Origin of the sequence: Psychrobacter sp. DWR1-2-3 (assembly GCF_049896465.1) — a bacterium.
Lineage (GTDB): Bacteria > Pseudomonadota > Gammaproteobacteria > Pseudomonadales > Moraxellaceae > Psychrobacter > Psychrobacter maritimus.
This window is the reverse complement of the sequence record NZ_JAFCUJ010000002.1, coordinates 519,528-542,088: the sequence shown is the minus strand read 5'-3', so window position 1 is coordinate 542,088 and position 22,561 is coordinate 519,528. Positions and strand designations below refer to the sequence as shown.

Below are 22,561 nucleotides of genomic sequence, written 5' to 3'. Positions count from 1 at the left end.
CTTTTTGTTGGTTTTATTATTGGCTTTATCTATTATTGGTACTGATGATTTACCCAGTGTTGATATTCGCCACTTTGTACATGTTCAACCCATTCTGAATTATTCAGATACCAGAGTACGGTTTTGCGTAAACCTGAGCTGAATGTTTCTTGTGGTGTCCATCCCAATGATTGCTGAATTTTGCTAGCGTCAATGGCATAACGCAAGTCATGTCCAGGGCGATCTTTGACATACGTAATGAGATCAGCATAACGTATAATACCATGAGGTTTATTTGGTGCTAGTTCTTCTAATAACTCACATATCGTTTGCACGACCTCAATATTAGTATGCTCGTTATGCCCACCAATATTATAAGTTTCACCTGTTTCACCTTCAGTAGCGACTAAGTATAAGGCGCGGGCATGATCTTCAACGTACAACCAATCTCGAATCTGTTGCCCATTGCCATATATAGGTAAAGATTTACCGGCTAATGCGTTTAGAATTACTAACGGTATTAGTTTTTCTGGGAAATGATAAGGACCGTAGTTGTTAGAGCAGTTGGTAATTACAACTGGCAGGCCATAAGTCCGATTCCAAGCACGTACGAGATGGTCTGAGCTGGCTTTACTGGCTGAGTAGGGAGAGCTTGGCGCATAAGATGTAGTCTCAGTAAACAAACCGTCATCGTTTTCTAAATCACCATAGACTTCATCAGTAGAGATATGATGAAAACGGAAGTTGCTTTTTTTATCGCCACTTAGAGTTTCGTAATAATGTCTAGCCACTTCTAATAGGGTATGCGTGCCAATAATATTGGTTTGCATAAAGGCAGCTGAACCAGTGATAGAACGGTCAACGTGCGATTCTGCTGCTAAATGCATCACGATATCTGGCTGAAAATCAGCAAAGTGCGTTTGAATAGCGTGTTGATCGCAAATATCGGTTTGAGAAAACTGATAGCGCGTGTTGTTTGATACGTTAGACAACGACTCAAGATTACCAGCATAAGTAAGCTTATCTATATTTAAAACGTTATCGGTGGTATTGGCTATAATATGGCGGATAACAGCTGAGCCGATAAACCCTGCTCCGCCTGTGATTAATATGTTCATATTGAAACCCGTTTCTTTGATAATTATATAAACTTGTTGTAACAAGTGGATATAATCAAATGTTTAATTTGCATCTTTATTTTTTTCGTCAAGTGGTAATTTATTATTGATATTTATCAATACCTAATATCAAACTATACCAATTTTTGAAAGAGTATTTGTTTGCTATATCAGATGGAAGGATATGATATGGTTTTTCTAAAAAGCTCTTCAAAGACTCAAAATCAATATTTTTTCCATCCCATATAAAGATATTATCTTCATGATATATATCATAATTGGTTATTTCAGCATTATTGGTAATTAGCTTCTTTTGATAAAAAATAGACTCAAATATTCTGAATGATAAACCAGAATGAATGTTGTTAACAAAATCAATCAATACGTCAGATTTTTTTACATTATTTAGGTTTTCTTGGTATTTAATTCCATTGCTAATAAAGCTTATACACTCGCTATCATAAAGGTTTTTATTTTGTATGTTTTTTTTATCTAATCCAATTATAAAATTAATTCGAAGATTTAAATTATTAGCTAATTTAATAAATTGATTTATTACCGCGACCCTTTGAGGTAGATGTGAGCCTATGAAATACATTGTTTTCTGGTCTCGATTGTTCAGTAAAACCGGATTTTCATCCATGTCAAAATAAAAATTAGTCGCAAGTTTCAAATTGTATTCTGGATAGTTAAAAATATCTTTGGAATCAAAAACATAGAATTCAGTGAAATTTTCTATCCTGTCAAAAACTTCTGGAAACCTACTTAATCCATCCCATTGATAACCAATAGTCTTATTAGCATAACTTTTAATTTTTTTAATAAAATCAATAGGGAATATGTCAGGTCTAATAAATAAAGCATAATCTATTTTTGTCGTTCGTTCTAAAATCTCGCGCTGCAAGTTCTCTAAAGCTTCTTTATCTTGCTGTTTCTTTTTATAGCTTTTATCACTAAGAAAGTTTTTTCTAAAGAAGTTAGTCAGTCTTTCACCGAAGCTTTTATATTGGTATGGTTGACTACGATAGGAGATTACATCGAAACCATGATATTCAAAATTTTTGACTATTAACTCACTAAGACCAACATCTTCAGGCAAGGCTAAAATTATAGATTTTTTAGTATTCATTGGTATGTTTTCTATATAATTTATAATGTGTTAGATCTGTATAGTCATATGCGAATTAGAAGCAATGCGTTAATATCGATGTACGACAGGGATAGATTTTTTGTAGCTGCTGTGATAATAGTAAGCAATGAACATCTATATCAGTCGCACTGTATCGACTTTAAAATGAATTTACTATATATTTCTTTAATACATAATACTATGGAATACTTCTATTATAACGAAAAACTTTCTAGAATTATATCTTTTTGAACATATAAGAATTTTTAGCTAAGTTAATAGTCTCGGGAAAGTATTGAGATCGATCTATGTAATAGTTTCTATATCTTTTTTAATATGAATTGGAATTATGTTATATAATTTTTTTAGGAGCGAATTAGATAGACGATTAACTACCTTATTACTACTAATTCTAACATCTGGTCGTAACCTATTTTGAACTATACTAAACCCTTGGTTTATAATATTAACATTATTAGGATTGGTTTCCCATTCATCGAAATAAGGTCTATGACTGGAAAAATAAAACTTGCTTTCTAATGGCTTTAACTTATGACATCCTAAGAATGGATAAGTGTAAATGTATGGTTTCGATGAATAATTTGGATTCATTAAAAGAAAGGTGCAAATCAATCTTTCGAAAATAAATGGATAGTAACTTGCTTCGGTATTATACCGAGCAGTAGAGAAGTATCTATCTCTTTCATGTTTAGGCATTGTATTTATAGTAGCGTCAATATTTTTTATTAAACTAATAAAGTCGTCTAAAAAAGGCTTAGACGCTACCCAGTAATTACAATAAACAGTATTTAAGATGTTATTCCTATGCGGAGCGTAAATATCGAAATCAATACCTGTAGTATCAAGTAAGTGTTGAGTTAGTTGCTTAAGTCCTGGATGTCTTGATTCACCGTTTTCCCACACATTTATATCTACATAAGTATGAGTAGGAAAAGGGTTAAATAAGTATATGTCATGATTAGGATTGCTTGACACAAAATCCTTTATTTCGCTAACTGTTAATCCGGTTTTTTCACCAAAGCGTGGAGATAGTAATGCAAAGTAGCTATCATCATCTGAATTAGATACTATTTCGTCATAAAACCTAATAAGGTGAGCGATCTCACGCTTAAGAAATTCAGGATTATTCCTACAGTCAAACGCTTCCATACCAGAGTTTTGAGCTGGTTTTGAGCTTTCATCGTACCAGATTTGGTAAAGATGTAGATGCATATCGTAATCTCAAGATGTTGCTGTAAAAGATTTAATAGAAATTATGTGTTTATTATACTTTGTTGTGGTAAATATTAAGTATAATTACAATCTTTCATTATAAGCTATTCTAAGTTTTTATAAAAACCTAAAGTCATTATTTATGGATTTCATATGAAATTTTCTTTATTAATTGTGAATTATAATACAGAAAACTATATCAAAGCTCTTTTAGATAGTCTGCTAGATCAAACAATGTCTAAATCTGATTTTGAAATAATTATCAGTAACAACGTGCAAAATGATAAACTTGAAGAAATGATAGAAAGTAATAACTTTCGTGACGTCTTCAATATAAAAATGGTGCAAATACATGATAATATTGGGTTTGGGCGTGCTACGAATGCTGCAGCTGAGATTTCTATAGCAAAGCATCTATTAATCATTAATCCAGATATCTTGATGACCGATAAAAAATATCTAGATTCGATGTATAGCTTTATTCTGAGTAATCTTAATTATGGAGCAATTAGTAGTAAAATATTAAATGACAATCATCATGATGGCTGTGAATACTATAGTTACGAATTTTCAGAAGATTTTGGCTATAATAATGAGATTTGTTGGTTTGAAGGGTCATTAATTTTTATAACAAAAGAGTTGTTTGAAAAGCTAGAAGGTTTTGATAATGATTTTTTTATGTACTGTGAGGATGTAGATCTTTGTTATCGAATAAGAAAACAGGGTTTTCCTTTAATAAAGAATAGTGACTTAAGCGTATATCATAAAGGTGGATCAAGCGAGCCTAATAAGGACTATGCTTTTTATCATCGTTGGTATAAGTCAAAAATATTATTTATGCATAAGCACTATAATGCCAATCAGTTTGATAGTTTCATTAAAAGTCTGGAAAGGAGTTTAAAGATTAAAAAAATACGCTATATAGCTCTAGGTATTTTTTCTAAAAAATATAAACATAAAGTCCTAAAAAATCAGGTAATGTTAGATATAATTAGAGAAACTATTGATAGCTCAGCTAACTGTCTATATTAACAAGTATTTTTATTATCATTGCTTTTTTTACTCTACTCTCATACCAGAAGTACCATAACAGATATATTCTATTGATCATAAAAAAAGACTTTGTATATTAGAAATCTATTAGACTTTTTATTTTCTTCTCAACTTTTCTAACATTATGAGTGTTGATTCTTTTACTCATAGATCTAAAAGGTATAATGAGTTTTTCACCAATACCATCAACCAATACGAATTCTGGACGTCCCTGACGATGTTCAGTATACATAATACCGCCAATATTCACTTCCCCAAAAACTACATGGTATCTACAGCACTCATTAAAGAAAGTATTAAGTGCCTCTTTTTGCTTTGTACTGAAATCGCCATTAATGAGAAGGTGTTCTAAGGTTAGTGAATTTCCATTTGGGCTCGTTATCTTTTCAGTAACCAATCCTAAGCCTTTATTGGTAGCAATAAAGCCATGCACCGTTTCGATAGGGAAAGTAAAATTATTGTCTTTATAGTCGTTTTTACATAGCTGTAAATACTGAAGTAATTCCCGACGGAAATGTCTATAAATACCTTGAGAGCGATGCGAGCGTAAATGATGTTGATTGGCTCTACCACCATCAATTGTAGCGTTCTCAGGTTTCATTATTTTGATGACTTTTTGAGGGTCGTCGGGATGCTCATAGACGAGTTTTTGAGTCCCTTGACCTAAAAACTTAAGCTTCTCAACTAAAACCATGCTATTTAGCCTTTATAATTGAAATCAGTTTATATTTAACTTGGCTTTTCTATGTTTATTTGAAGAATACTTCTTTAGCAAATAGAGCTGCCTTTGTTTGTAAGATGAGTCGATTCGCCTCTCTCTTTACTTTAGATAAGCCTCTCTTCTTATCTAGCTTCATGCGATCCCTACGTTCACATTCTAGTGAACTAGGTAAAGAAAATACATTCTGGCGTTCTTTAAGAATCATTTCTTGTACACACAGTGCAGGTATCATCTGATATACCGGTTCAATTTTTTTATTAACAAAGATATCAAATATAATCTCATCAATTGGTTGAATCTTATGAGTCACAATATAATCTAAAAATGATTTTGCGCCTTTCAAAGAAATAGTATAACCAGCTGCACCTAAGTTTTTTCCTCTGAGTTCTACGATTTGACGTTTATTTGATAAAACGTTGTATCTAGTAGTAGAGAGAAAAACTTTTTTTGAAAAAGCTTCTATCTTTATGATGTTCCAATCAGGCTTTATCCATTCAGAGCTATTTAATAAGCTTTCGGCATCTTCACCTAAATAGATATCATCTTCAAAAATAGTGATGTAATGAATATTTTCATCAATGGCCTTCTTCCATATTGCGACATGGCTCATCATACAAGCTAGCTCTCTTGGTGTTAGGCTAGCATCGTCTATACTTAAACCCAAGCTCTTAGCATAGTCTTTAGCACTGTCTGGCGTTAAAGCGTCAAAAAATTCGAAATTGACATTATGCTCATCAAACTCATTATTGATATGCTCTCTGCGCTCTTTAGCCGACTGTAAGCTGATGACAAAGTTTTTCATAATTTAGATAACCAAGGTCTATTTAATGGTAAGTAAGTTTTTGATGGCAGATACTTTATCTTGCAACATTCTTTTTTGCTTTTTAATAAAGTAAGTAGAATCTCTATTTTCTTTATCTTTACGCTTTATATTTTGGGAGGCTACGGTACCCAAAATGTCGCTATCCAAACCCATAGGCGTGACCAAAGGCGGCCAAACTCCTAAACCTCTACCACTATCGCTCAACCATCGCTGAAAAAAAACATCCACTGGCATTGTAATAGTCTTGCCTTTTTCAATGAACGCTTCTGCTCCTTTTCTTGACCATATCAAACCTAATCCTAGCACTGGGAAGTAATAAGCATGCCATAAGGTATGACCATTTATCTCCGTAATATCTTTAGCAAGTTTCTTCTTATTTGCTGCAATATTTATCAGATACCACTCTGGGCGTGTGTTAGAGAATAAGTAATCTAATAGTGGAGATATAACTTGTTTAAAATCAGCAGATAACTGCATATCATCTTCTAAAACGATTAAGTAATCTGCATCACTCTCTAAAAATTTCAGGGCACAATTATAGTGACTTAAGTAGCAGCCAATCTCAGAGTTTAATAAACTACGTCCTAAGAGCTTTTTCGCTTGCTGATCGTCATAGTTCTCAAAACTAGATAGTGCTTTTCCTCGTCCATCAAATGCCGAAAATTTTTCAAAATCCCAACCTATGCTATTAAGCTGTTGCTTGGCACTTTTTAGGCGTTCATCACTACCATCAAGATTAATTAGGTAAGTCTGTACTTTCATGCTTTTTTATCTCTAGTATTGATAAGGTTTCTATCTGCAGTTTTTTAGCCTGAAATGTTATGTAAAAATTCGAAAATGTCAATGCCAATGCTCCTTCAACCAAGGGCTTGGTTTTACATGACGATACCACTTACCGCCGCCGCCTTTAATGGCATCTGGTGGATTAATCTCGCCATGGAAAATAACAATTTTTGCGCCCTCAGGCAACGTCGGTGCGCGCACTAAGTTAAATGGGATAGGGGCAATACACTGATATTTAAAACTGACACACCAGTCCTTATCCCAGTATTCTAAGTGATGATGCTCACGCAGATAATTAGAGAGATAAGCTTGCTCGTGGCGGACTTGCTGACGAATGCTGTCGAAGTTGCGCTCAAAATTTGCGAGCAAATCAGGATACGTACCCATACCAACGTTAAAGCGATAAACCGAGCTATTACCAATCATGCGCCATGGCTTTTTCCAGTCACGAATGATGACGACACTGTCTTCATGCTCAGCTTTATACGTGAAAAAACCATCGATATTATCGACGATCACGATATCGATGTCTAAGAATAAGGCGACGCCTTTTAGGTCATATAATTCTGGCTTAAAAGTGGTGAGTTTTTTCCAACCACGTTCAGGGCCCGCTGGTAAATCCAGCTCGGGAATCGGATAACATTGAACGGCAGGATCGATGCCGGTGCTATCATCGGTGAGACAGACCATCTGGAAATCTAAGGTCAGGTGCCGACTAACCATATTAAAAAGACGGTTGACATATTCTGCACCGTATTTATCGCCCCATTTCATACAAATAATATAACGTTGCGCATAGTCTTTGCCGTCTGCTTGGGCTGAGTCTATTGATAAGTTTTGCTTTACGTCAGTTGCCATCATGCACTCATATTGATATAAATGAAGAACGAATGTTAAAAAAATTAGGGCTTAAAAAGGATGTAAATAATACGAACGTTGACTGATATTAACACACCTATTATTCACATTATTTCTTAAGTGTTAGGTATTAGATGTTAGTATTGTTCTACTTATTATCAGCTATTGATTATTCATAGCTTAAGATTTTGTATGCTTAGAGTTTTGATTACGAATAAACGCTGCTAATGCTTCTTTATCAGCGATATAAGGGTTGTCTAAAACGGGTATGTGCTTAAAACGGCGATAACCCCACATATAATGACTGCATTTATCTTCAATCATCTGTTGCATGGCCAGATTAAGCGCATAAGCAGCGGTTTCAGAATTGCGATCATATAGGGCGGGATCGTCTAATTTATAACAATAAATATCAAAACCACGTCCGTCATCACGGCGAATGCACGATAAGCCGACCAACGCACATTTGGTTTTGCTAGCGAGTTTGGATGCCAATGTACTGGTCAGTGTCTCAACACCAAAGAAAGGCACGACCACACCGCCTGATGGGTCAGGAACGTGATCAGGCAACACAATACTAAAACCGCCTTGTTTTAAGGTTTTAAAGACCGCTTTGACGCCGCTACCATCGGTCGGTACTAGGGTCGCATTCAGCCGCGAGCGACCTTGTAGGACAAAGTCATTGGTAATATCGCCTTTAACAGGCTTATACATAATCGTTGGCGAACCAAACTGATTGAGCCAAGCGTTCATCATCTCCCACGTACCAAGATGCGGGACAATCGCCAGCATGCCGTTAAGATTGGCAAGCCCCTCTAATAAAATATCTTTATTATAAACGTCGCGAATTTGAGCGATGCTCCATTCAGGTGGCATCGCCCAACTCTTGATAGACTCAATACTGGTTAAACATTGATGATAAATAATGTCTTTGGTTAAGGCTTGTTTTTGTCGCTCAGATAACGACGGCGCAATCAGTGCCATATTGATACTGACAGTACGCATAATGCTAGCATTTGGTAGGCGCAATATTACCCAAGCAACAAAACGTGCCAGCATCTGCAAGACAGACAGTGGCACGAATTTGAAAATATGATACGGATTCATGACCGTTCACACGGTGATGAATCACGTAACCAGTCAGATAATAAGTAACTAAGCATTATCTGACTATTTATTGCGCAGGTTTGTTGGTGTCAGCCTGTGCTTTTTCGCGCACACGGATACCAAGGTCACGTAGCTGCTTGCTATCAACTTCAGCAGGTGCTTGGGTTAGTGGGCACTCAGCAGTTTTAGTTTTTGGGAAGGCGATGACATCACGAATAGAGTCTGCGCCTACCATGAGCATAATTAAGCGATCTAAACCAAAGGCCAAGCCACCATGCGGAGGCGCACCGAATTTTAAGGCGTCAAGTAAGAAGCCAAACTTATCTTGAGCCTCTTGCTCTCCGATACCAAGCGCTTCGAGTACGGCTTGCTGCATATCATAGGTATTGATACGTAAGCTACCACCGCCAACTTCTGTGCCATTTAGTACCATATCATAAGCGATAGAAAGTGCCGCTTCAGGATTGGTTTTTAATTCTTCAACAGAACCTTTTGGCTTCGTGAACGGATGGTGCATTGACGTCCATTTCCCATCGTCAGTTTCTTCAAACATTGGGAAGTCAGTGACCCAAAGTGGCGCCCATTCACAAGTGGTCATTTCTAAATCTAGACCAATCTTTTGGCGTAGTGCGCCGATTGCGTCATTGACGATACTGGCTTTATCCGCACCAAAGAAGATAATGTCGTTGCTTTGGGCACCAGTACGTTCAATCAAGCTGACCAATACGTCATCAGTCATGTTCTTGATGATAGGAGACTGTAAGCCAGATTCTTTGTCGACGCCGTTATTAATGTTGCTGGCGTCATTGACTTTGATATAAGCCAAACCACGTGCACCATAAATGCTGACAAACTTGGTATAAGCATCGATTTGTTTACGGCTTAATGAAGCGCCGCCAGGGATGCGTAGGGCAGCAACGCGACCTTTAGGGTCGTTTGCAGGACCGGCAAACACTTTAAAATCAACGTCTTTCATTAAATCGGCTACGTCGACCAATTTTAATGGGATACGTAAGTCAGGCTTGTCTGAGGCATAGTCACGCATTGCTTCAGCATAAGTCATACGTGGGAATTGCTCAAATTCAACATCCATCATAGTCTTAAATAGATGCTTGATAAGACCTTCGTTGATATTCATGATTTCTTCTTCATTTAAGAAAGAAGTTTCAATATCGACTTGGGTAAATTCAGGCTGACGGTCAGCACGTAAGTCTTCGTCACGGAAGCATTTAGCGATTTGATAATAACGATCAAATCCTGACACCATTAATAACTGTTTAAACAGCTGCGGTGACTGCGGTAAAGCAAAGAAGTTACCCGGACGTGTACGTGAAGGCACGAGATAATCACGCGCGCCTTCTGGCGTCGCACGAGTCAAGATAGGAGTTTCAACGTCTAAGAAACCATGGTCATCTAAATAGCGACGAATCGTTGAAGTGGCTTTAGCACGGAAAACCATACGCTCTTGCATCTGCGGACGACGCATATCAAGGTAGCGATATTTTAAACGCAAGTCTTCTGATACCGTGGTTTTCTCATCATTCAATGGGAAAGGCGGTGTTTCAGATTTCGCCAATACTTCAATCTCTTTGCCCAATAGCTCAATTTGACCACTGGTCATATTGGCGTTTTCAGTGCCTTCATAACGGCGGCGTACGCGACCGGTAATTTTTAGCACGTATTCAGGACGTACCGCATCAGCAAGAGCGAACGCTTCTGGCGTATCAGGGTCAACGACGACCTGCAAGATACCTGCGCGGTCACGCATGTCTAAGAAAATCACGCCACCGTGATCGCGACGACGATGTACCCAGCCTACGATACTAATGGTTTGCTCAAGTAAGCTTTCGGTTACAGCGCCGCAATATTCGTCTCGGTATTCGCTATGCGTCATAGTGCTTTGCGTCATAATATAATTATCCAGTTGTCAGCCCAATTCGAAATACAATAATACAGCCGCTAGCGTGTGATACAAGCGCCGTGCAATTCAAGCCTTTAGCTAAAAAAGCACAAATAACGCGATATAAGACAAATGGTCATCACGTTGGCTGCAGAAAATTTGGTGTAAACACATATTATGCCTAATCTGCCTTTGTTATACAACCAGCGGTTGCGATACAAAGCGCTGAGAGTAAGCAATGCTCAGCAAATATGGCATCTTACTGATTCGTGGTGTGTGCATGTGGTGTTTATAAGGTGTTCATCATTATTTATGGTATTCATGCCATAACATTGAGCGTCAGTTAAATATTGTCATTTTGCTTGAAAATACTAGCCACTGTGCACATATCAGGCTAACTTATAAAACCTTATTAAAACAATTTCGATTATCTATTTTAACTAACAAGGAATTCCGCTCATGCTTTTTCATCCTTCTAAAAACCCTGTTGAGCTAAGAGTTATCCACCTGAATAAAAGCCAAGAGCAACGTCGTGAAGACCTGATGGAGGCGACGCAAGGTAAAGCGGCGCTTAAACAACTGAAAAAAACCATGGCTAAAAAGGCCAAACAAGCATTAAAAGTAAAAAGTAAAAGCAAAAATAAAAAAAATAATAGCGATGATAAGCAACAAGTTTTTGTGCTTGATTTTGATGGCGATATCAAAGCCACGGCGGTGAAGCATTTACGCGAAGAAATCAGCACGCTCATCAGTACTGCTAATAAAGGCGATGAAGTAGTGGTGCGCCTAGAGTCAGGTGGCGGCTTGGTGCATGGCTATGGATTGGCCGCTGCACAATTAGCCCGTTTAAAAGACGCGGGTCTAAAACTCACCGTCTGTGTCGATAAAGTCGCGGCAAGCGGCGGCTATATGATGGCTTGCGTCGCCGACAATATCGTCGCTGCACCCTTTGCTGTGATTGGCTCTATCGGTGTGGTATCGCAATTACCAAACTTCCATAAATGGCTGAAAAACCATGATGTCGATTATGAGATGTTTACCGCTGGCGACTATAAGCGTACTGTGACCGTATTTGGTGAAAATGACGCTGAAGACCGCGCCAAATACCAAGAAGAGCTTGAGCAAACACACGAGTTATTTAAGCACTTCGTTAATACTTATCGCCCAACATTGGATGTTGCAAAAGTCGCAACTGGCGAGCATTGGTATGGTGAAGATGCGCTGAAACTTAATTTAATTGATAGCCTGCAAACCTCAGACAGCTATATTTTAGAGCGTATGGAAAATAATGAAGTGTATGCGCTGCATTCACGCCAAAAACCAACCCTTGCAGAAAAGTTAGGGCTGTCACAAGCAGCAGAGGCGACACTCAGCATAGCGATTGATAAATTGCCAGATGCCTTGGCACGTTTCGATTTAAACAGTCGCTTGAATATTCTAAAATAATCTTGAATATCATCATGATATCTAGTCGATGATGTTTTAGCGTTGCATTTTTTAATCGTGCATTGTTTGTATTTTGTAAAAGGCGTGTCCTAGTGGGTCGCGCCTTTTTGCTGTTTATTGATAAACGCTGTGTTATAAATGTGGCATACAGAACAGAGTATACGCACGTACACTATAAGAATTTCATTGCGTTTTTTATAAAAGCTTTATATGAGCGTGATGAAAATAATTAACCAGCAGCAAAGAAAAGGATGTCAGCTATGTCTACCGATACATTAATGTTTACCGCCACCGAACATGGTCAAGCCATGCATGCCAAAGTTCAAGCCTTTATCGAAACCTATATCGAGCCAATCGAAGCGCAGTTTTGGGCTGATTGTCATGGGCAAAATCCTGACGGCGATTGGACCAAATGGCACTGGCCAGAAAAATACGAGAGCTTGCGCAAGCAAGCACGTGAAGCGGGTCTTTGGAATTTATTCTTGCCTGATGACACGCTAGGCGCTGGGCTATCAGTTACCGATTATGCACCGATTGCTGAGCTGACTGGCCGCAGCTTACTTGCCCCTTACGTATTCAACTGTAATGCGCCTGATAGCGGCAATATGGAATTGCTATGGCGTTATGGCACACAGGAGCAGCAAGACAAGTGGCTCACGCCGATATTAGAAGGTAAAACGCGTTCAGTATTTTGTATGACTGAGCCTGATGTTGCCTCAAGTGATGCGACCAATATGCAAGCGACTGCTGTCGTCGATGGTGACGAGATTATCATTAATGGTAGCAAGTGGTGGTCATCAGGTCTGGGTGACCCTGCGGTTGATGTCTTGATTGTCATGGCCTATACCCCTGATGACACTAAAGACCGTCATCATCAGCACTCGATGGTTTTAGTGCCAGCAAAAACGGCAGGCGTCAATATTGAGCGTATGCTAAAAGTATTTGGCGATTATGATGCGCCGCACGGCCATGGCGAAGTCAGCTTCAATGATGTACGTGTGCCTGTCAGCCACTTTATCGGTGGACCAGGTATGGGCTTTGAGATTGCGCAAGGTCGCTTAGGGCCAGGTCGTATTCATCACTGTATGCGTTGTATCGGCGCCGCTGAAAAGTCATTAGAGCTGGCCGTCAAACGCGGCATGGAGCGTACAGCTTTTGGTAAGCCACTGCTACAATTGGGCGGTAACTTTGAGCGTATCGCTGAGGCGCGTATTAAGATTGATCAAGCACGCTTATTGACACTATACGCGGCGCAGAAAATGGACGCCCAAGGTACCAAAGCAGCACTCACAGAAATCTCTGCGATTAAAGTCGTTGCACCGACTGTATTACAAGAAGTGGTCGATATGGCGATTCAAATCCATGGTGGTATGGGCGTTTGCCAAGATACCATGTTGCCGTCCTTTTATGCTCAAGCTCGAGCGCTACGTCTAGCCGATGGTCCTGATGAAGTACATAAAACCATGATTGCGAAACTAGAGCTTAAGCGTCAAGGTTTTAGTCGTTCGTCGAAACCTGCTAAATCGTAATATAGCGTTAAAATACCATCTCTAAAAATTCACTATTAATCAGTTAATAGTGAATTTTTCATCACTGTAATTATTGATAAAAATAACTGACCACACGATAAGGAACATCTTATGGCAACTGACAATCATGCCAACAACACTGACAATGACGATCAAACACTTAATAAAGTCTTGGATAAAGGCGGCGAAGTGCGCGAAGGCGAGGAGCTTGATGCACAAGCAGTCAGCAATTGGCTACGCGAGCAAGGGGTTGATATAGAAGGCGAGCCAACGGTTACTCAATTCTCTGGCGGTGCTTCAAACTGGACTTACCGGCTGCAATATGAAGGCGAGGGCACAGACCAAGATTTAATTTTACGCCGTCCGCCAAAAGGCACTAAGGCCAAATCAGCGCACGATATGGTACGTGAATATACCGTGCAAAAAGCCTTAAAAGATGCCTATCCTTATGTGCCAAAAATGGTCGCGCTATGTACTGATGAGTCCGTCATCGGTGCGGACTTTTATGTCATGGAGCGCATGGAAGGCATCATTCCTCGTGCCAATTTGCCAAAAGGCATCGTTTTAGATGTAGAGCAGACGCGTGCTTTATGTACCAATGTCATTGATGCGTTGGTTGACTTACATCAAGTCGATTATAAAGAGCATCCTGACTTGGTCAACCTTGGACGCGGTGAAGGTTACTGCGAGCGCCAAGGAACTGGTTGGGATAAGCGTTATGTCAAGGCCAAAACGCCAAACGTGCCAAGCTTTGGCTTAGTTCGTCAATGGCTAAGTAAGCACACGCCTGCTGACAGTAAGACTTGCCTCATTCATAATGACTGGCGCTTTGATAATGTGATTTTGGATGCTGCTGATCCGACCAAGGTCATTGGTGTACTCGATTGGGAAATGGCGACTTTGGGCGATCCTTTGATGGATTTGGGTAGTGCATTGGCTTATTGGGTCGAAGAAGATGACAATATCATCATGCAGCAGTCACGCCGTCAGCCAACGCACTTAGAAGGTATGATGACCCGTGATGAAGTGGTTGACTACTACCTGAAGCAATCGGGTCTTAAGATAGACAATTGGACGTTTTATGAAGTGTTCGGTCTGTTCCGTCTAGCGGGTATCGTGCAGCAAATTTATTATCGTTATTATCATAAACAAACCACCAATCCAGCGTTTAAGAACTTTTGGCTCATCGTCCATGTGCTACATGCCAAATGTCTCAAGCTGATTGCGCAGTACGAAGGTGAGGCGTTATTCAATACTTATGTGCAACCACAATTAAAAGAGATTGGTATCGACGCTGCTACGATTGAGCAATTGCCAGCTCCAGTACAAAAAGTGGTCAAAGGCATTTTACCAAAAGGCTATTTTACTAAAGCGCCGCAATCATCAGATGAATAACAGTTTATTCTTTATAAATAAACTGTAGAGAATCTGTAGAAAACGGCAGGTTAAAACGGCATGTAAAAATTATGATAAAAGGTAGTGTTTTATGACAACCATCCTTCTGGCCCGTCATGGTCAGGCGTCCTTTGGACAAGAAAATTACGATCAGCTCTCAAAGCTTGGCGGTATGCAAGCGCAAATGCTCGGTCAACACTATGCAAGTACGCAGCGCCGCATCGATGCGATTTTTACTGGTAGCTTGGTTAGGCAACAAGACTCAGCACGGCATTTTTGGGAGCGTTATCAGTCATCTGTGGCTGATACTGAAAAGCCTTACACGCCTGCAATCGATATCAATCAGCCTGATAGCTATGTACTGCCACAATTTGATGAATTTAATCATAAAGATGTGTTAATAAAATCCAATCCGGCTTTTGGCAATCGCGCGGCAATCGCGGCTGAGATTGCGCAAGCAGAAGTGCCCTCTACGCGATTAGCTGAGCTGTTTGATGCGGCGATGCAGCGCTGGCATGCAGGTGATAACGATAGTGACTATATCGAGAGTTGGGTGCAGTTTAGTGAGCGGGCAAAGCAAGCGCTTGAGCAAGTGCGTCTGCAAGTTGCTAACTTACAGTTGGGTCGTGATGATACAGTGCTGGTCTTTACCTCGGGCGGTATCATTGCTGCTATCACCGCGCAGTTATTGCAACAAGGCAGTTCAACCGCTTATCAAATCAATAAAAGCTTGGTCAATACTGGCGTGACGTCTCTTACAATAAAAAATGAGCGTACGCGCTTATTGTCTGTCAATGAATATAGTCATCTGTTTTCTGAAGGCAAGCGCTTTGTGACGTGGCGATAAAAAAGAAATGGGTAAAATATTAAAGCCATCATTAAAAAGCCAATTAAAAACATCATAAAGCGGTTACTTTAAATAGGTAGTCGCTTTTTATGGATTTAAAATCATTAAGTAGCATCGTTAAAATGCTTTAGTTTTATGGCGCTGTAAATTGATTGCGTGTTTGGTTTACGCTATAAGTGCTAAACTTATTATATAAATTTACGCTATGATAGACAATTGACGTCATTTTGTATTGATACCAACAGGATAGGATAGTCCATGAAAAATACCTTGATAAATTTGGTCACCAACAGCGCCAAACAAAGTAAAAATCAGCTATTTAGTGCGATTCAACCAGCTCGTTACTTAAAAGGCTTGAACGAGCAGCAAGTTGGACGTGGTAAAACGATTTTAATCACCGGTGCCAGCTCAGGATTGGGCGAGGGCATGGCAAGATTGTTTGCTAAACTCGGTTATAACCTTGCGATTTGTGCCCGCCGTACCGAGCGTTTAGAAAATTTAAAAGCAGAATTATTGGCTCAATATCCTGATATTCGTGTCGAATATCGAATCTTAGATGTCAGCGATTACGATGCGATTTTTACAGTGTTTGATGCCTTTGCAGCGGATTTTGGTCATATCGATCGCGTGGTGGTGAATGCCGGTATCGGTGATAGTCGCCGTATTGGTAAAGGGCGCTTTGATACCAACCGCCGTACCGTTGAGATTAACTTTGTCTCTGCGCTCGCTCAATGTGAAGCAGCGATGAATATCTTCCGTGCACAAAATAGCGGTCATTTAGTGGCGATATCAAGTATGTCAGCGATGCGCGGCTTGCCTAAGCATTTGACCGCTTATGGCGCAAGTAAGGCGGGCTTGGCGCATTTAGCAGAGGGTATCCGGGCTGATATGCTCTTAACCAAGCTGCCGATTCAAGTGTCCACCATTTATCCAGGCTATGTGCGCACCGAAATCAATGAAAATGCCAAACCTTTACCGTTTGAAGTCGATGCAGAGACAGGCACGACATCAATCGTTGCCGCGATTGAGGCAAGAGTAAACGAAGCTTGTGTACCAAGTTTACCGTGGTCGATTGTCGGTCAAGCCATGAAGCATTTGCCGTTACAAGTGGTTAATAAGGTCAGCTGATATCAGTTGTTTTGCTAGTTATGCCAGAAACAGTTCAGACAGAATTAAAATAACAAAAAGCCCGCTACATTTTATATAGTGGGCTTTTATTACTGTTGAAACTTTTAAGTCTTCAATACTACAAGGTTTGCGGATTGTCTAGCATATGTTTTTCACGCAGTTTTTGGCGTAGTATTTTGCCAACATTGCTCTTTGGTAGCTCGCTGACAAATTCGATATGGCGTGGGCATTTGTAGCCCGTTAAATTGTCAATAGCGAACTCTTTGATGTCACTTTTGGTGACATTGTTATCAGCAGGGACGATATAGATTTTGACAGCCTCACCTTGATGGTCATCAGGAATGCCGATGACAGCACATTCAACAATTCCTTTACAATCAAGCATAACTGACTCGATTTCATTAGGGAAAACGTTAAAGCCTGAGACCAAAATCATGTCTTTTTTGCGATCAAGTAGGGTGATATAACCCTTTTCATCCATACTGATAATATCGCCCGTACGGAAGTAACCATCTTTAGTAAAGTCGTTGGTGTTGTCTTTATTAAAGTAGCCTGAAGTAATATTTGGCCCTTTGATGCACATCTCACCCGCCTGATTGTAGCCAACGGTTTCGCCGTTATCATCGACCACGATAATATCGACACTTGGGACAGGAATACCAATAGTACCGTTAAATTTCCGATCTGTGATGACGTTGGCTGTACCGGCAGCAACGCCTTCGGTCATACCCCAACCTTCAACCATTGGACAGCCAGTCACCTCTAACCAGCGTGCCGCTGTTTGTTCGGTCGCTGCCATGCCGCCTGCCTGCGAGATACGTAGCGAGCTAAAATCTAAGTCTTTAAAGTTCGGCTGATCAAGCAACCCTTTAAACAAGGTATTAACCGCAGGGAAAATATGGAACGGTTGTTTTGATAAGGTCTTGATAAATCCAGGCATATCACGTGGATTGGGTATCAATATAAAAGTATAACCTGAACGCATACCGAGCAGGCTCAGCATAAAGGCAAAAATATGATATAGCGGTAACGCCATCACCATATTGATATAAGCCTCGTTAATATCTGAGGTAATCGGGCGATACCAAGCTTCCGACTGCATTGCAGCGGCAACGACGTTGCGCTGAGTGAGTACAGCACCTTTAGACAAGCCTGTCGTACCGCCGGTATATTGCAAAATAGCTTTGTGTTGCAAAGCCGTTTTTGGCGCTTGGAAAGGTAAGTTTTTGCCTTTTTTTAGCACATCAGGGAATTTGGTGACGTTGTATTTAGGATCGTTAAGATTGTACTTCGGCACCAAGCGTTTGACCTGACGGATAACGGTATTCACCAAAATACCTTTTAAACCCATCATATCGCCCATTTTTGATAGGACAATACGCTTGATAGCTGTCTCTTCAATGACTTGCTCAAGCGCTTGCGCAAAGTTATCAACCACAAAGATAACCTGAGCGCCAGAATCATTTAATTGATGGCGCAGCTCACGACCGGTATAGAGAGGGTTAATAGGCGTACAAACGTAGCCTGCACGCAAAATACCAATCATCGTCGGCAGATATTGCGGTACGTTTGGCATCATAAGTGCCACGACACTGCCTTTAGGAATACCTTGCGCTTGTAACCATGAGGCAACGGCAAGCGAGGCGTGATCAACATCGCCATACGTGTGGGTCACACCCATACAGATCGTCATAGGGTGCATACGAAAGCGATTAAAGCACTCTTCATAAAGCTCTATAAGACTTTCGTATTGATCAGGATTGATGGTATTTGGTACGTTTTCTGGATATTGAGCAAGCCAAGGCTTATCAGTGGTCATACTTAGCGTCCTTAAATGTGCGATAAGTTAAGGTTCTATAAAAAAGTAGTCACGTCCCTGTCAACAATACCATCATCGCCCTAGCATCGATGGATTGCCGAGTGTTATCCTATTTATTCACAGACTGCTAAAATACGGTGGCCTTTATACAAATATCATGGATTACAAGATTATTTAATTAAAAAATATTTAACTACCAAGCATTAGCTCTTAAGTAGATTAAATGGCTAGTGAGTGCTGTTGATACTAAAGGTAGTACTGAAAAAAGTAGTACTGAAAAAAGTAGTACTGAAAAAGGTAGTACTGAAAAAGGTAGTACTGAAAAAATATCACATCCAGACAAGGTTGGTCGATTAACCTCAATTGAAGAGACTATCAATATCTAATATCATTCAATAAATAATAGCGTAACATATTTTCGCAATACATTAACATAACTGCAATTGAGTCTGTTATTCCTATACAAGAACTTGTTAGTTTATAATTCAGTTTGATAAAATAAAAAAACTGTGTTGCAAGCTAAAATAGACAAGTGGTTGTTAATATAAGATGAAAGGGCAGCCAAATCATATAATACATAGCACTACAAATATAAGTCATTAATTTTACTAAAAACGTCCTAAAAACATTCTTAATGTCATCTTAGTTTAGCTAACTGAACAGTTACAAAGCGTAAAGTTTTAGTAGTAAAGAAGAATAATTAAAGCATAAAAAAAGCGCTCTATAGTGAAGATAGGGCGCTTTTTTTATGACTTTTTTATGACTAAGATATTGAACTTTTACCTTAATTAGTGCTGTGGATTATCAGCGATATGTTTCTCACGCAGCTTTTGACGCAGTACTTTACCCACATTACTTTTTGGCAATTCAGTCACAAATTCGATATGACGCGGGCATTTATAACCGGTCAAATTATCTAAAGCAAACTCTTTGATCGAGTTTTTAGTGACATTGTTATCAGCAGGAATGACATAGATTTTGACTGCCTCGCCTTGACGCTCATCAGGAATACCAATCACAGCGCAATCAATAATCCCTTCACAGTCCAGCATGACGGATTCAATCTCGTTAGGGAAAACATTAAATCCTGAGACCAAAATCATGTCTTTTTTACGGTCTAATAGTCTAAAGTAGCCTTTTTCATCCATGCTGACGATATCGCCGGTACGGAAATAGCCATCTTTCGTAAAGTCATCATTACTATCTCTATTCAGATAGCCTGAGGTGACATTAGGACCTTTAACGCACATCTCACCAGCTTGATTGACGCCAACACGATTGCCTTCATCATCGATAATGATAACATCAACACTCGGGACAGGAACGCCAATCGTGCCATTAAACTTACGGTCAGTAACGACGTTTGCAGTACCAACGGCCACGCCTTCAGTCATACCCCAACCTTCAATCATGGGGCAGCCAGTCACCTCTAACCAGCGTGATGCTGTTTGTTCGGTCGCCGCCATACCACCTGCTTGCGAGATACGCAGTGAGCTAAAATCAAGGTCTTTAAAATTTGGATGATCCAGTAATCCTTTAAACAAGGTATTAACCGCAGGGAAGATATGGAACGGCTGTTTTGATAAGGTTTTGATAAATCCGGGGATATCACGTGGATTGGGTACTAGGATAAAGGTATAACCTGCACGCATACCGAGCGAGCTCAGCATAAAGGCAAAAATATGATAGAGCGGTAGTGCCATCACCATATTAATATAAACCTCATTAATCTCTGAGGTAATAGGACGCGTCCAAGCTTCTGACTGCATGGCCCCTGCGACGATATTACGCTGAGATAAAATGGCACCCTTAGATAAGCCCGTCGTACCACCGGTATATTGCAAAAAGGCTTTTTGATCCAATGACATCTTTGGCTTTTGGAAGGGCAGGTTTCGGCCTTTCTTTAGCACATCAGGAAACTTGGTCACTGCATGCTTAGGGTCATTGAGCTTGTATTTGGGCACCAAGCGTTTGACCTGACGGATAATGGTATTTACTAAAATACCTTTTAGACCCATCATATCGCCCATTTTCGATAAGACAATATGTTTGATATTGGTCTCATCAATGACTTGCTCGAGTGCTTGCGCAAAATTATCGACGACAAAGATAGCTTTCGCACCGGAATCATTTAGCTGATGACGGAGCTCGCGCCCGGTATAGAGAGGGTTGACTGGCGTACAGACATAACCTGCGCGCAAAATACCAATCATCGTTGGCAGATATTGCGGCACGTTTGGCATCATCAGTGCAACCACACTCCCTTGAGGAAGTCCTTGCGCCTGTAGCCAAGCGGCAACCGCAAGCGATGCTTTATCAATGTCATCATAAGTATGGGTCACACCCATACAGATACTCATTGGATGCAGACGAAAGCGGTCAAAGCACTCTTCATAGAGCTCCATGATGCTGCCATATCTATCTGGATCGATAGTTTTAGGCACACTCTTAGGATATTGGGCAAGCCAAGGTTTATTCAACGTCATAGTCAGCGTCCTGGAAGTTCAATTAGGTTTCTATCGTTAAGCAGTCATATCCGTGTCAATAAAAAAATCAGCGCTGACTTAAAACAATTGCCGCTGAGTTCGATAATATCCTTATCTATTGACGGACTACCAATTTCTGTTACTGTTGTTCAGTTTTGATGAATGATAAAAGCATTGGTCTTAAATAAATATGATCATCTTAAAAAGTGACACTCAATTTTAAAGCGTTTTTACCAATTATTCGCAACTAAAAAATAATGTATCGTCCATATAATGATACATTTAAGCAATACATTAGCATGAATCTAAGTAAAGGTAATATTAGCATGAGCGTACTGGCCAGTACATATAAAATGCGGATAAATAAATTTATTAATTATGCAATCAAAAGATGACCAACGGTCGTTATGGTAGGATGAACTGCTGTTTTTTATTAAAAAATCGCCGATAAATAAGTAAAGCGCTTATCGTACAGCCAAGGGTGCTACTGACGCAGATTAAAAACATAGTTACAATCTGATAACGTACAGCTTGGGTGGGGTCGGCACCGGCAAGTATTTGCCCAGTCATCATACCCGGTAAGCTGACAATACCGACAACCAGCATCGAGTTTAGGGTGGGCGTCATGCCATTGATGATAGCCGCTCGTATCTGTTCGTGTACCGCTTCAAATGGTTTGGCAGAAAGGCTTAACATCATCTCGATACGCCCTTGTTGCCCATGGAGATTTTCGATAAGCTGATTGCTGGTCAGGGAGATAGCGGTTAAAGAATTGCCGAGTATTAAGCCCAGTATAGGAATGATAAATTGCGGCGTATACCAAGGTTGCACTTGCAAAATCAGACTAATAGCGATGACCGTAACCAATACTGCTGATGTACTGACAGCGATTAACGTATCAACTAACAAGCCCTTATACGTGCGTTTGACTCGATTTTTGGCAGCGCTACCGGCAATCAAAGTCATGATGGTCAGAATAATAAGGACTTCGTACCATTGTTCCCGAGCGAAAATCCATGCCAATATCAGGCCGATAAAGCTAAGCTGTATCACCGTACGGACAGCAGCAATGACAAGTGTTTTGGTCAATCTTAGACGTAAAAACCATGACACGACCAGCACGATAATAATCAAGCTGCTGGCAAGCGCAATATCAGCATAAGTCAGTACGATTTGCATGTTATCTGTACTCATCACGAGAGCTCGT

Annotated in this window: 19 protein-coding genes; 7 read left to right on the top strand and 12 right to left on the bottom strand. The window is 39.9% G+C overall.

Features of this window, described 5'->3' with window-relative positions:
* Positions 1–32 precede the first annotated feature (32 nt).
* From rfbB to ACP7AA_RS05420, 3 genes are all read right to left on the bottom strand, one after another.
* Positions 33–1,097, bottom strand: coding sequence for a dTDP-glucose 4,6-dehydratase (gene rfbB / locus ACP7AA_RS05430; RefSeq protein ID WP_426222859.1), 1,065 nt, complete (start codon positions 1,095–1,097; stop codon positions 33–35).
* A 103-nt stretch (positions 1,098–1,200) separates the two neighbouring features.
* Complete coding sequence (locus ACP7AA_RS05425; protein WP_426222858.1) at positions 1,201–2,226, bottom strand: hypothetical protein; 1,026 nt, start codon at positions 2,224–2,226, stop codon at positions 1,201–1,203.
* A gap of 306 nt (positions 2,227–2,532) precedes the next feature.
* Positions 2,533–3,459: a hypothetical protein gene (locus ACP7AA_RS05420; RefSeq protein ID WP_426222857.1), complete on the bottom strand. Its 927-nt coding sequence runs from the start codon at positions 3,457–3,459 to the stop codon at positions 2,533–2,535.
* 153 nt (positions 3,460–3,612) lie between these two features.
* On the opposite strand from ACP7AA_RS05420, the gene ACP7AA_RS05415 reads away from it, so the two are divergent.
* On the top strand, positions 3,613–4,491 hold the full coding sequence (locus tag ACP7AA_RS05415; RefSeq protein WP_426222856.1) for a glycosyltransferase family 2 protein: 879 nt from the start codon (positions 3,613–3,615) through the stop codon (positions 4,489–4,491).
* 97 nt (positions 4,492–4,588) lie between these two features.
* On the opposite strand, the gene ACP7AA_RS05410 is transcribed toward ACP7AA_RS05415, so the two are convergent.
* From ACP7AA_RS05410 to aspS, 6 genes are all read right to left on the bottom strand, one after another.
* Entirely contained in the window at positions 4,589–5,206 is a 618-nt protein-coding gene (locus ACP7AA_RS05410) for a YrbL family protein (protein WP_426222855.1), read from the bottom strand.
* 55 nt (positions 5,207–5,261) lie between these two features.
* Positions 5,262–6,035 (bottom strand): glycosyltransferase family 25 protein, encoded by a 774-nt coding sequence (locus tag ACP7AA_RS05405; protein WP_426222854.1) that lies wholly within the window; start codon positions 6,033–6,035, stop codon positions 5,262–5,264.
* Positions 6,036–6,053: 18 nt separating this feature from the next.
* Positions 6,054–6,818, bottom strand: a complete 765-nt coding sequence (locus tag ACP7AA_RS05400) for a glycosyltransferase family 25 protein (protein WP_426222853.1) — start codon at positions 6,816–6,818, stop codon at positions 6,054–6,056.
* Between the two features lie 78 nt (positions 6,819–6,896).
* A complete protein-coding gene (locus tag ACP7AA_RS05395; protein WP_426222982.1) occupies positions 6,897–7,613 on the bottom strand; it encodes a glycosyltransferase in 717 nt (238 codons plus the stop codon).
* Positions 7,614–7,877: 264 nt separating this feature from the next.
* Complete coding sequence (locus ACP7AA_RS05390) at positions 7,878–8,804, bottom strand: lysophospholipid acyltransferase family protein (RefSeq protein ID WP_426222852.1); 927 nt, start codon at positions 8,802–8,804, stop codon at positions 7,878–7,880.
* Between the two features lie 67 nt (positions 8,805–8,871).
* Positions 8,872–10,698, bottom strand: coding sequence for an aspartate--tRNA ligase (gene aspS, locus ACP7AA_RS05385; protein WP_298907367.1), 1,827 nt, complete (start codon positions 10,696–10,698; stop codon positions 8,872–8,874).
* 465 nt (positions 10,699–11,163) lie between these two features.
* Between aspS and sohB the strand changes: the two genes are divergently transcribed.
* The 5 genes from sohB (at position 11,164) to ACP7AA_RS05360 (ending at position 17,049) form a co-directional block, all read left to right on the top strand.
* A complete protein-coding gene (sohB, locus tag ACP7AA_RS05380) occupies positions 11,164–12,150 on the top strand; it encodes a protease SohB (RefSeq protein WP_201563438.1) in 987 nt (328 codons plus the stop codon).
* A gap of 278 nt (positions 12,151–12,428) precedes the next feature.
* A complete protein-coding gene (locus ACP7AA_RS05375; protein ID WP_426222981.1) occupies positions 12,429–13,679 on the top strand; it encodes an acyl-CoA dehydrogenase family protein in 1,251 nt (416 codons plus the stop codon).
* Between the two features lie 111 nt (positions 13,680–13,790).
* A complete protein-coding gene (locus ACP7AA_RS05370; protein ID WP_426222851.1) occupies positions 13,791–15,074 on the top strand; it encodes a phosphotransferase family protein in 1,284 nt (427 codons plus the stop codon).
* A 91-nt stretch (positions 15,075–15,165) separates the two neighbouring features.
* A complete protein-coding gene (locus ACP7AA_RS05365; RefSeq protein ID WP_426222850.1) occupies positions 15,166–15,921 on the top strand; it encodes a histidine phosphatase family protein in 756 nt (251 codons plus the stop codon).
* Between the two features lie 258 nt (positions 15,922–16,179).
* Entirely contained in the window at positions 16,180–17,049 is an 870-nt protein-coding gene (locus ACP7AA_RS05360; protein ID WP_426222849.1) for an SDR family oxidoreductase, read from the top strand.
* A gap of 118 nt (positions 17,050–17,167) precedes the next feature.
* Here ACP7AA_RS05360 and ACP7AA_RS05355 read toward each other — a convergent pair whose 3' ends face one another.
* A complete protein-coding gene (locus ACP7AA_RS05355) occupies positions 17,168–18,868 on the bottom strand; it encodes an AMP-binding protein (protein ID WP_426222848.1) in 1,701 nt (566 codons plus the stop codon).
* Positions 18,869–19,098: 230 nt separating this feature from the next.
* On the opposite strand from ACP7AA_RS05355, the gene ACP7AA_RS05350 reads away from it, so the two are divergent.
* A complete protein-coding gene (locus ACP7AA_RS05350; RefSeq protein WP_426222847.1) occupies positions 19,099–19,254 on the top strand; it encodes a hypothetical protein in 156 nt (51 codons plus the stop codon).
* Between the two features lie 402 nt (positions 19,255–19,656).
* Here the strand turns inward: ACP7AA_RS05350 and ACP7AA_RS05345 are convergent, their stop codons facing one another.
* Both ACP7AA_RS05345 and ACP7AA_RS05340 read right to left on the bottom strand, forming a co-directional pair.
* Positions 19,657–21,354 (bottom strand): AMP-binding protein, encoded by a 1,698-nt coding sequence (locus ACP7AA_RS05345; RefSeq protein WP_426222846.1) that lies wholly within the window; start codon positions 21,352–21,354, stop codon positions 19,657–19,659.
* Between the two features lie 405 nt (positions 21,355–21,759).
* Positions 21,760–22,548, bottom strand: a complete 789-nt coding sequence (locus ACP7AA_RS05340; protein ID WP_281491359.1) for an ABC transporter permease — start codon at positions 22,546–22,548, stop codon at positions 21,760–21,762.
* Positions 22,549–22,561 lie beyond the last annotated feature (13 nt).

What these genes read in the sequence shown, in the direction of transcription:
- ACP7AA_RS05405 (WP_426222854.1), bottom strand. Translation starts at nt 6,035, where the DNA reads ATGAAAAACTTTGTCATCAGCTTACAGTCGGCTAAAGAGCGCAGAGAG.
- sohB (WP_201563438.1), top strand. Translation starts at nt 11,164, where the DNA reads ATGCTTTTTCATCCTTCTAAAAACCCTGTTGAGCTAAGAGTTATCCAC.
- ACP7AA_RS05415 (WP_426222856.1), top strand. Translation starts at nt 3,613, where the DNA reads ATGAAATTTTCTTTATTAATTGTGAATTATAATACAGAAAACTATATC.
- ACP7AA_RS05395 (WP_426222982.1), bottom strand. Translation starts at nt 7,613, where the DNA reads ATGAAATGGGGCGATAAATACGGTGCAGAATATGTCAACCGTCTTTTT.
- ACP7AA_RS05370 (WP_426222851.1), top strand. Translation starts at nt 13,791, where the DNA reads ATGGCAACTGACAATCATGCCAACAACACTGACAATGACGATCAAACA.
- rfbB (WP_426222859.1), bottom strand. Translation starts at nt 1,097, where the DNA reads ATGAACATATTAATCACAGGCGGAGCAGGGTTTATCGGCTCAGCTGTT.
- ACP7AA_RS05365 (WP_426222850.1), top strand. Translation starts at nt 15,166, where the DNA reads ATGACAACCATCCTTCTGGCCCGTCATGGTCAGGCGTCCTTTGGACAA.
- ACP7AA_RS05360 (WP_426222849.1), top strand. Translation starts at nt 16,180, where the DNA reads ATGAAAAATACCTTGATAAATTTGGTCACCAACAGCGCCAAACAAAGT.
- ACP7AA_RS05340 (WP_281491359.1), bottom strand. Translation starts at nt 22,548, where the DNA reads ATGAGTACAGATAACATGCAAATCGTACTGACTTATGCTGATATTGCG.
- ACP7AA_RS05345 (WP_426222846.1), bottom strand. Translation starts at nt 21,354, where the DNA reads ATGACGTTGAATAAACCTTGGCTTGCCCAATATCCTAAGAGTGTGCCT.
- ACP7AA_RS05390 (WP_426222852.1), bottom strand. Translation starts at nt 8,804, where the DNA reads ATGAATCCGTATCATATTTTCAAATTCGTGCCACTGTCTGTCTTGCAG.
- ACP7AA_RS05400 (WP_426222853.1), bottom strand. Translation starts at nt 6,818, where the DNA reads ATGAAAGTACAGACTTACCTAATTAATCTTGATGGTAGTGATGAACGC.
- aspS (WP_298907367.1), bottom strand. Translation starts at nt 10,698, where the DNA reads ATGACGCATAGCGAATACCGAGACGAATATTGCGGCGCTGTAACCGAA.
- ACP7AA_RS05410 (WP_426222855.1), bottom strand. Translation starts at nt 5,206, where the DNA reads ATGGTTTTAGTTGAGAAGCTTAAGTTTTTAGGTCAAGGGACTCAAAAA.
- ACP7AA_RS05425 (WP_426222858.1), bottom strand. Translation starts at nt 2,226, where the DNA reads ATGAATACTAAAAAATCTATAATTTTAGCCTTGCCTGAAGATGTTGGT.
- ACP7AA_RS05420 (WP_426222857.1), bottom strand. Translation starts at nt 3,459, where the DNA reads ATGCATCTACATCTTTACCAAATCTGGTACGATGAAAGCTCAAAACCA.
- ACP7AA_RS05355 (WP_426222848.1), bottom strand. Translation starts at nt 18,868, where the DNA reads ATGACCACTGATAAGCCTTGGCTTGCTCAATATCCAGAAAACGTACCA.
- ACP7AA_RS05375 (WP_426222981.1), top strand. Translation starts at nt 12,429, where the DNA reads ATGTTTACCGCCACCGAACATGGTCAAGCCATGCATGCCAAAGTTCAA.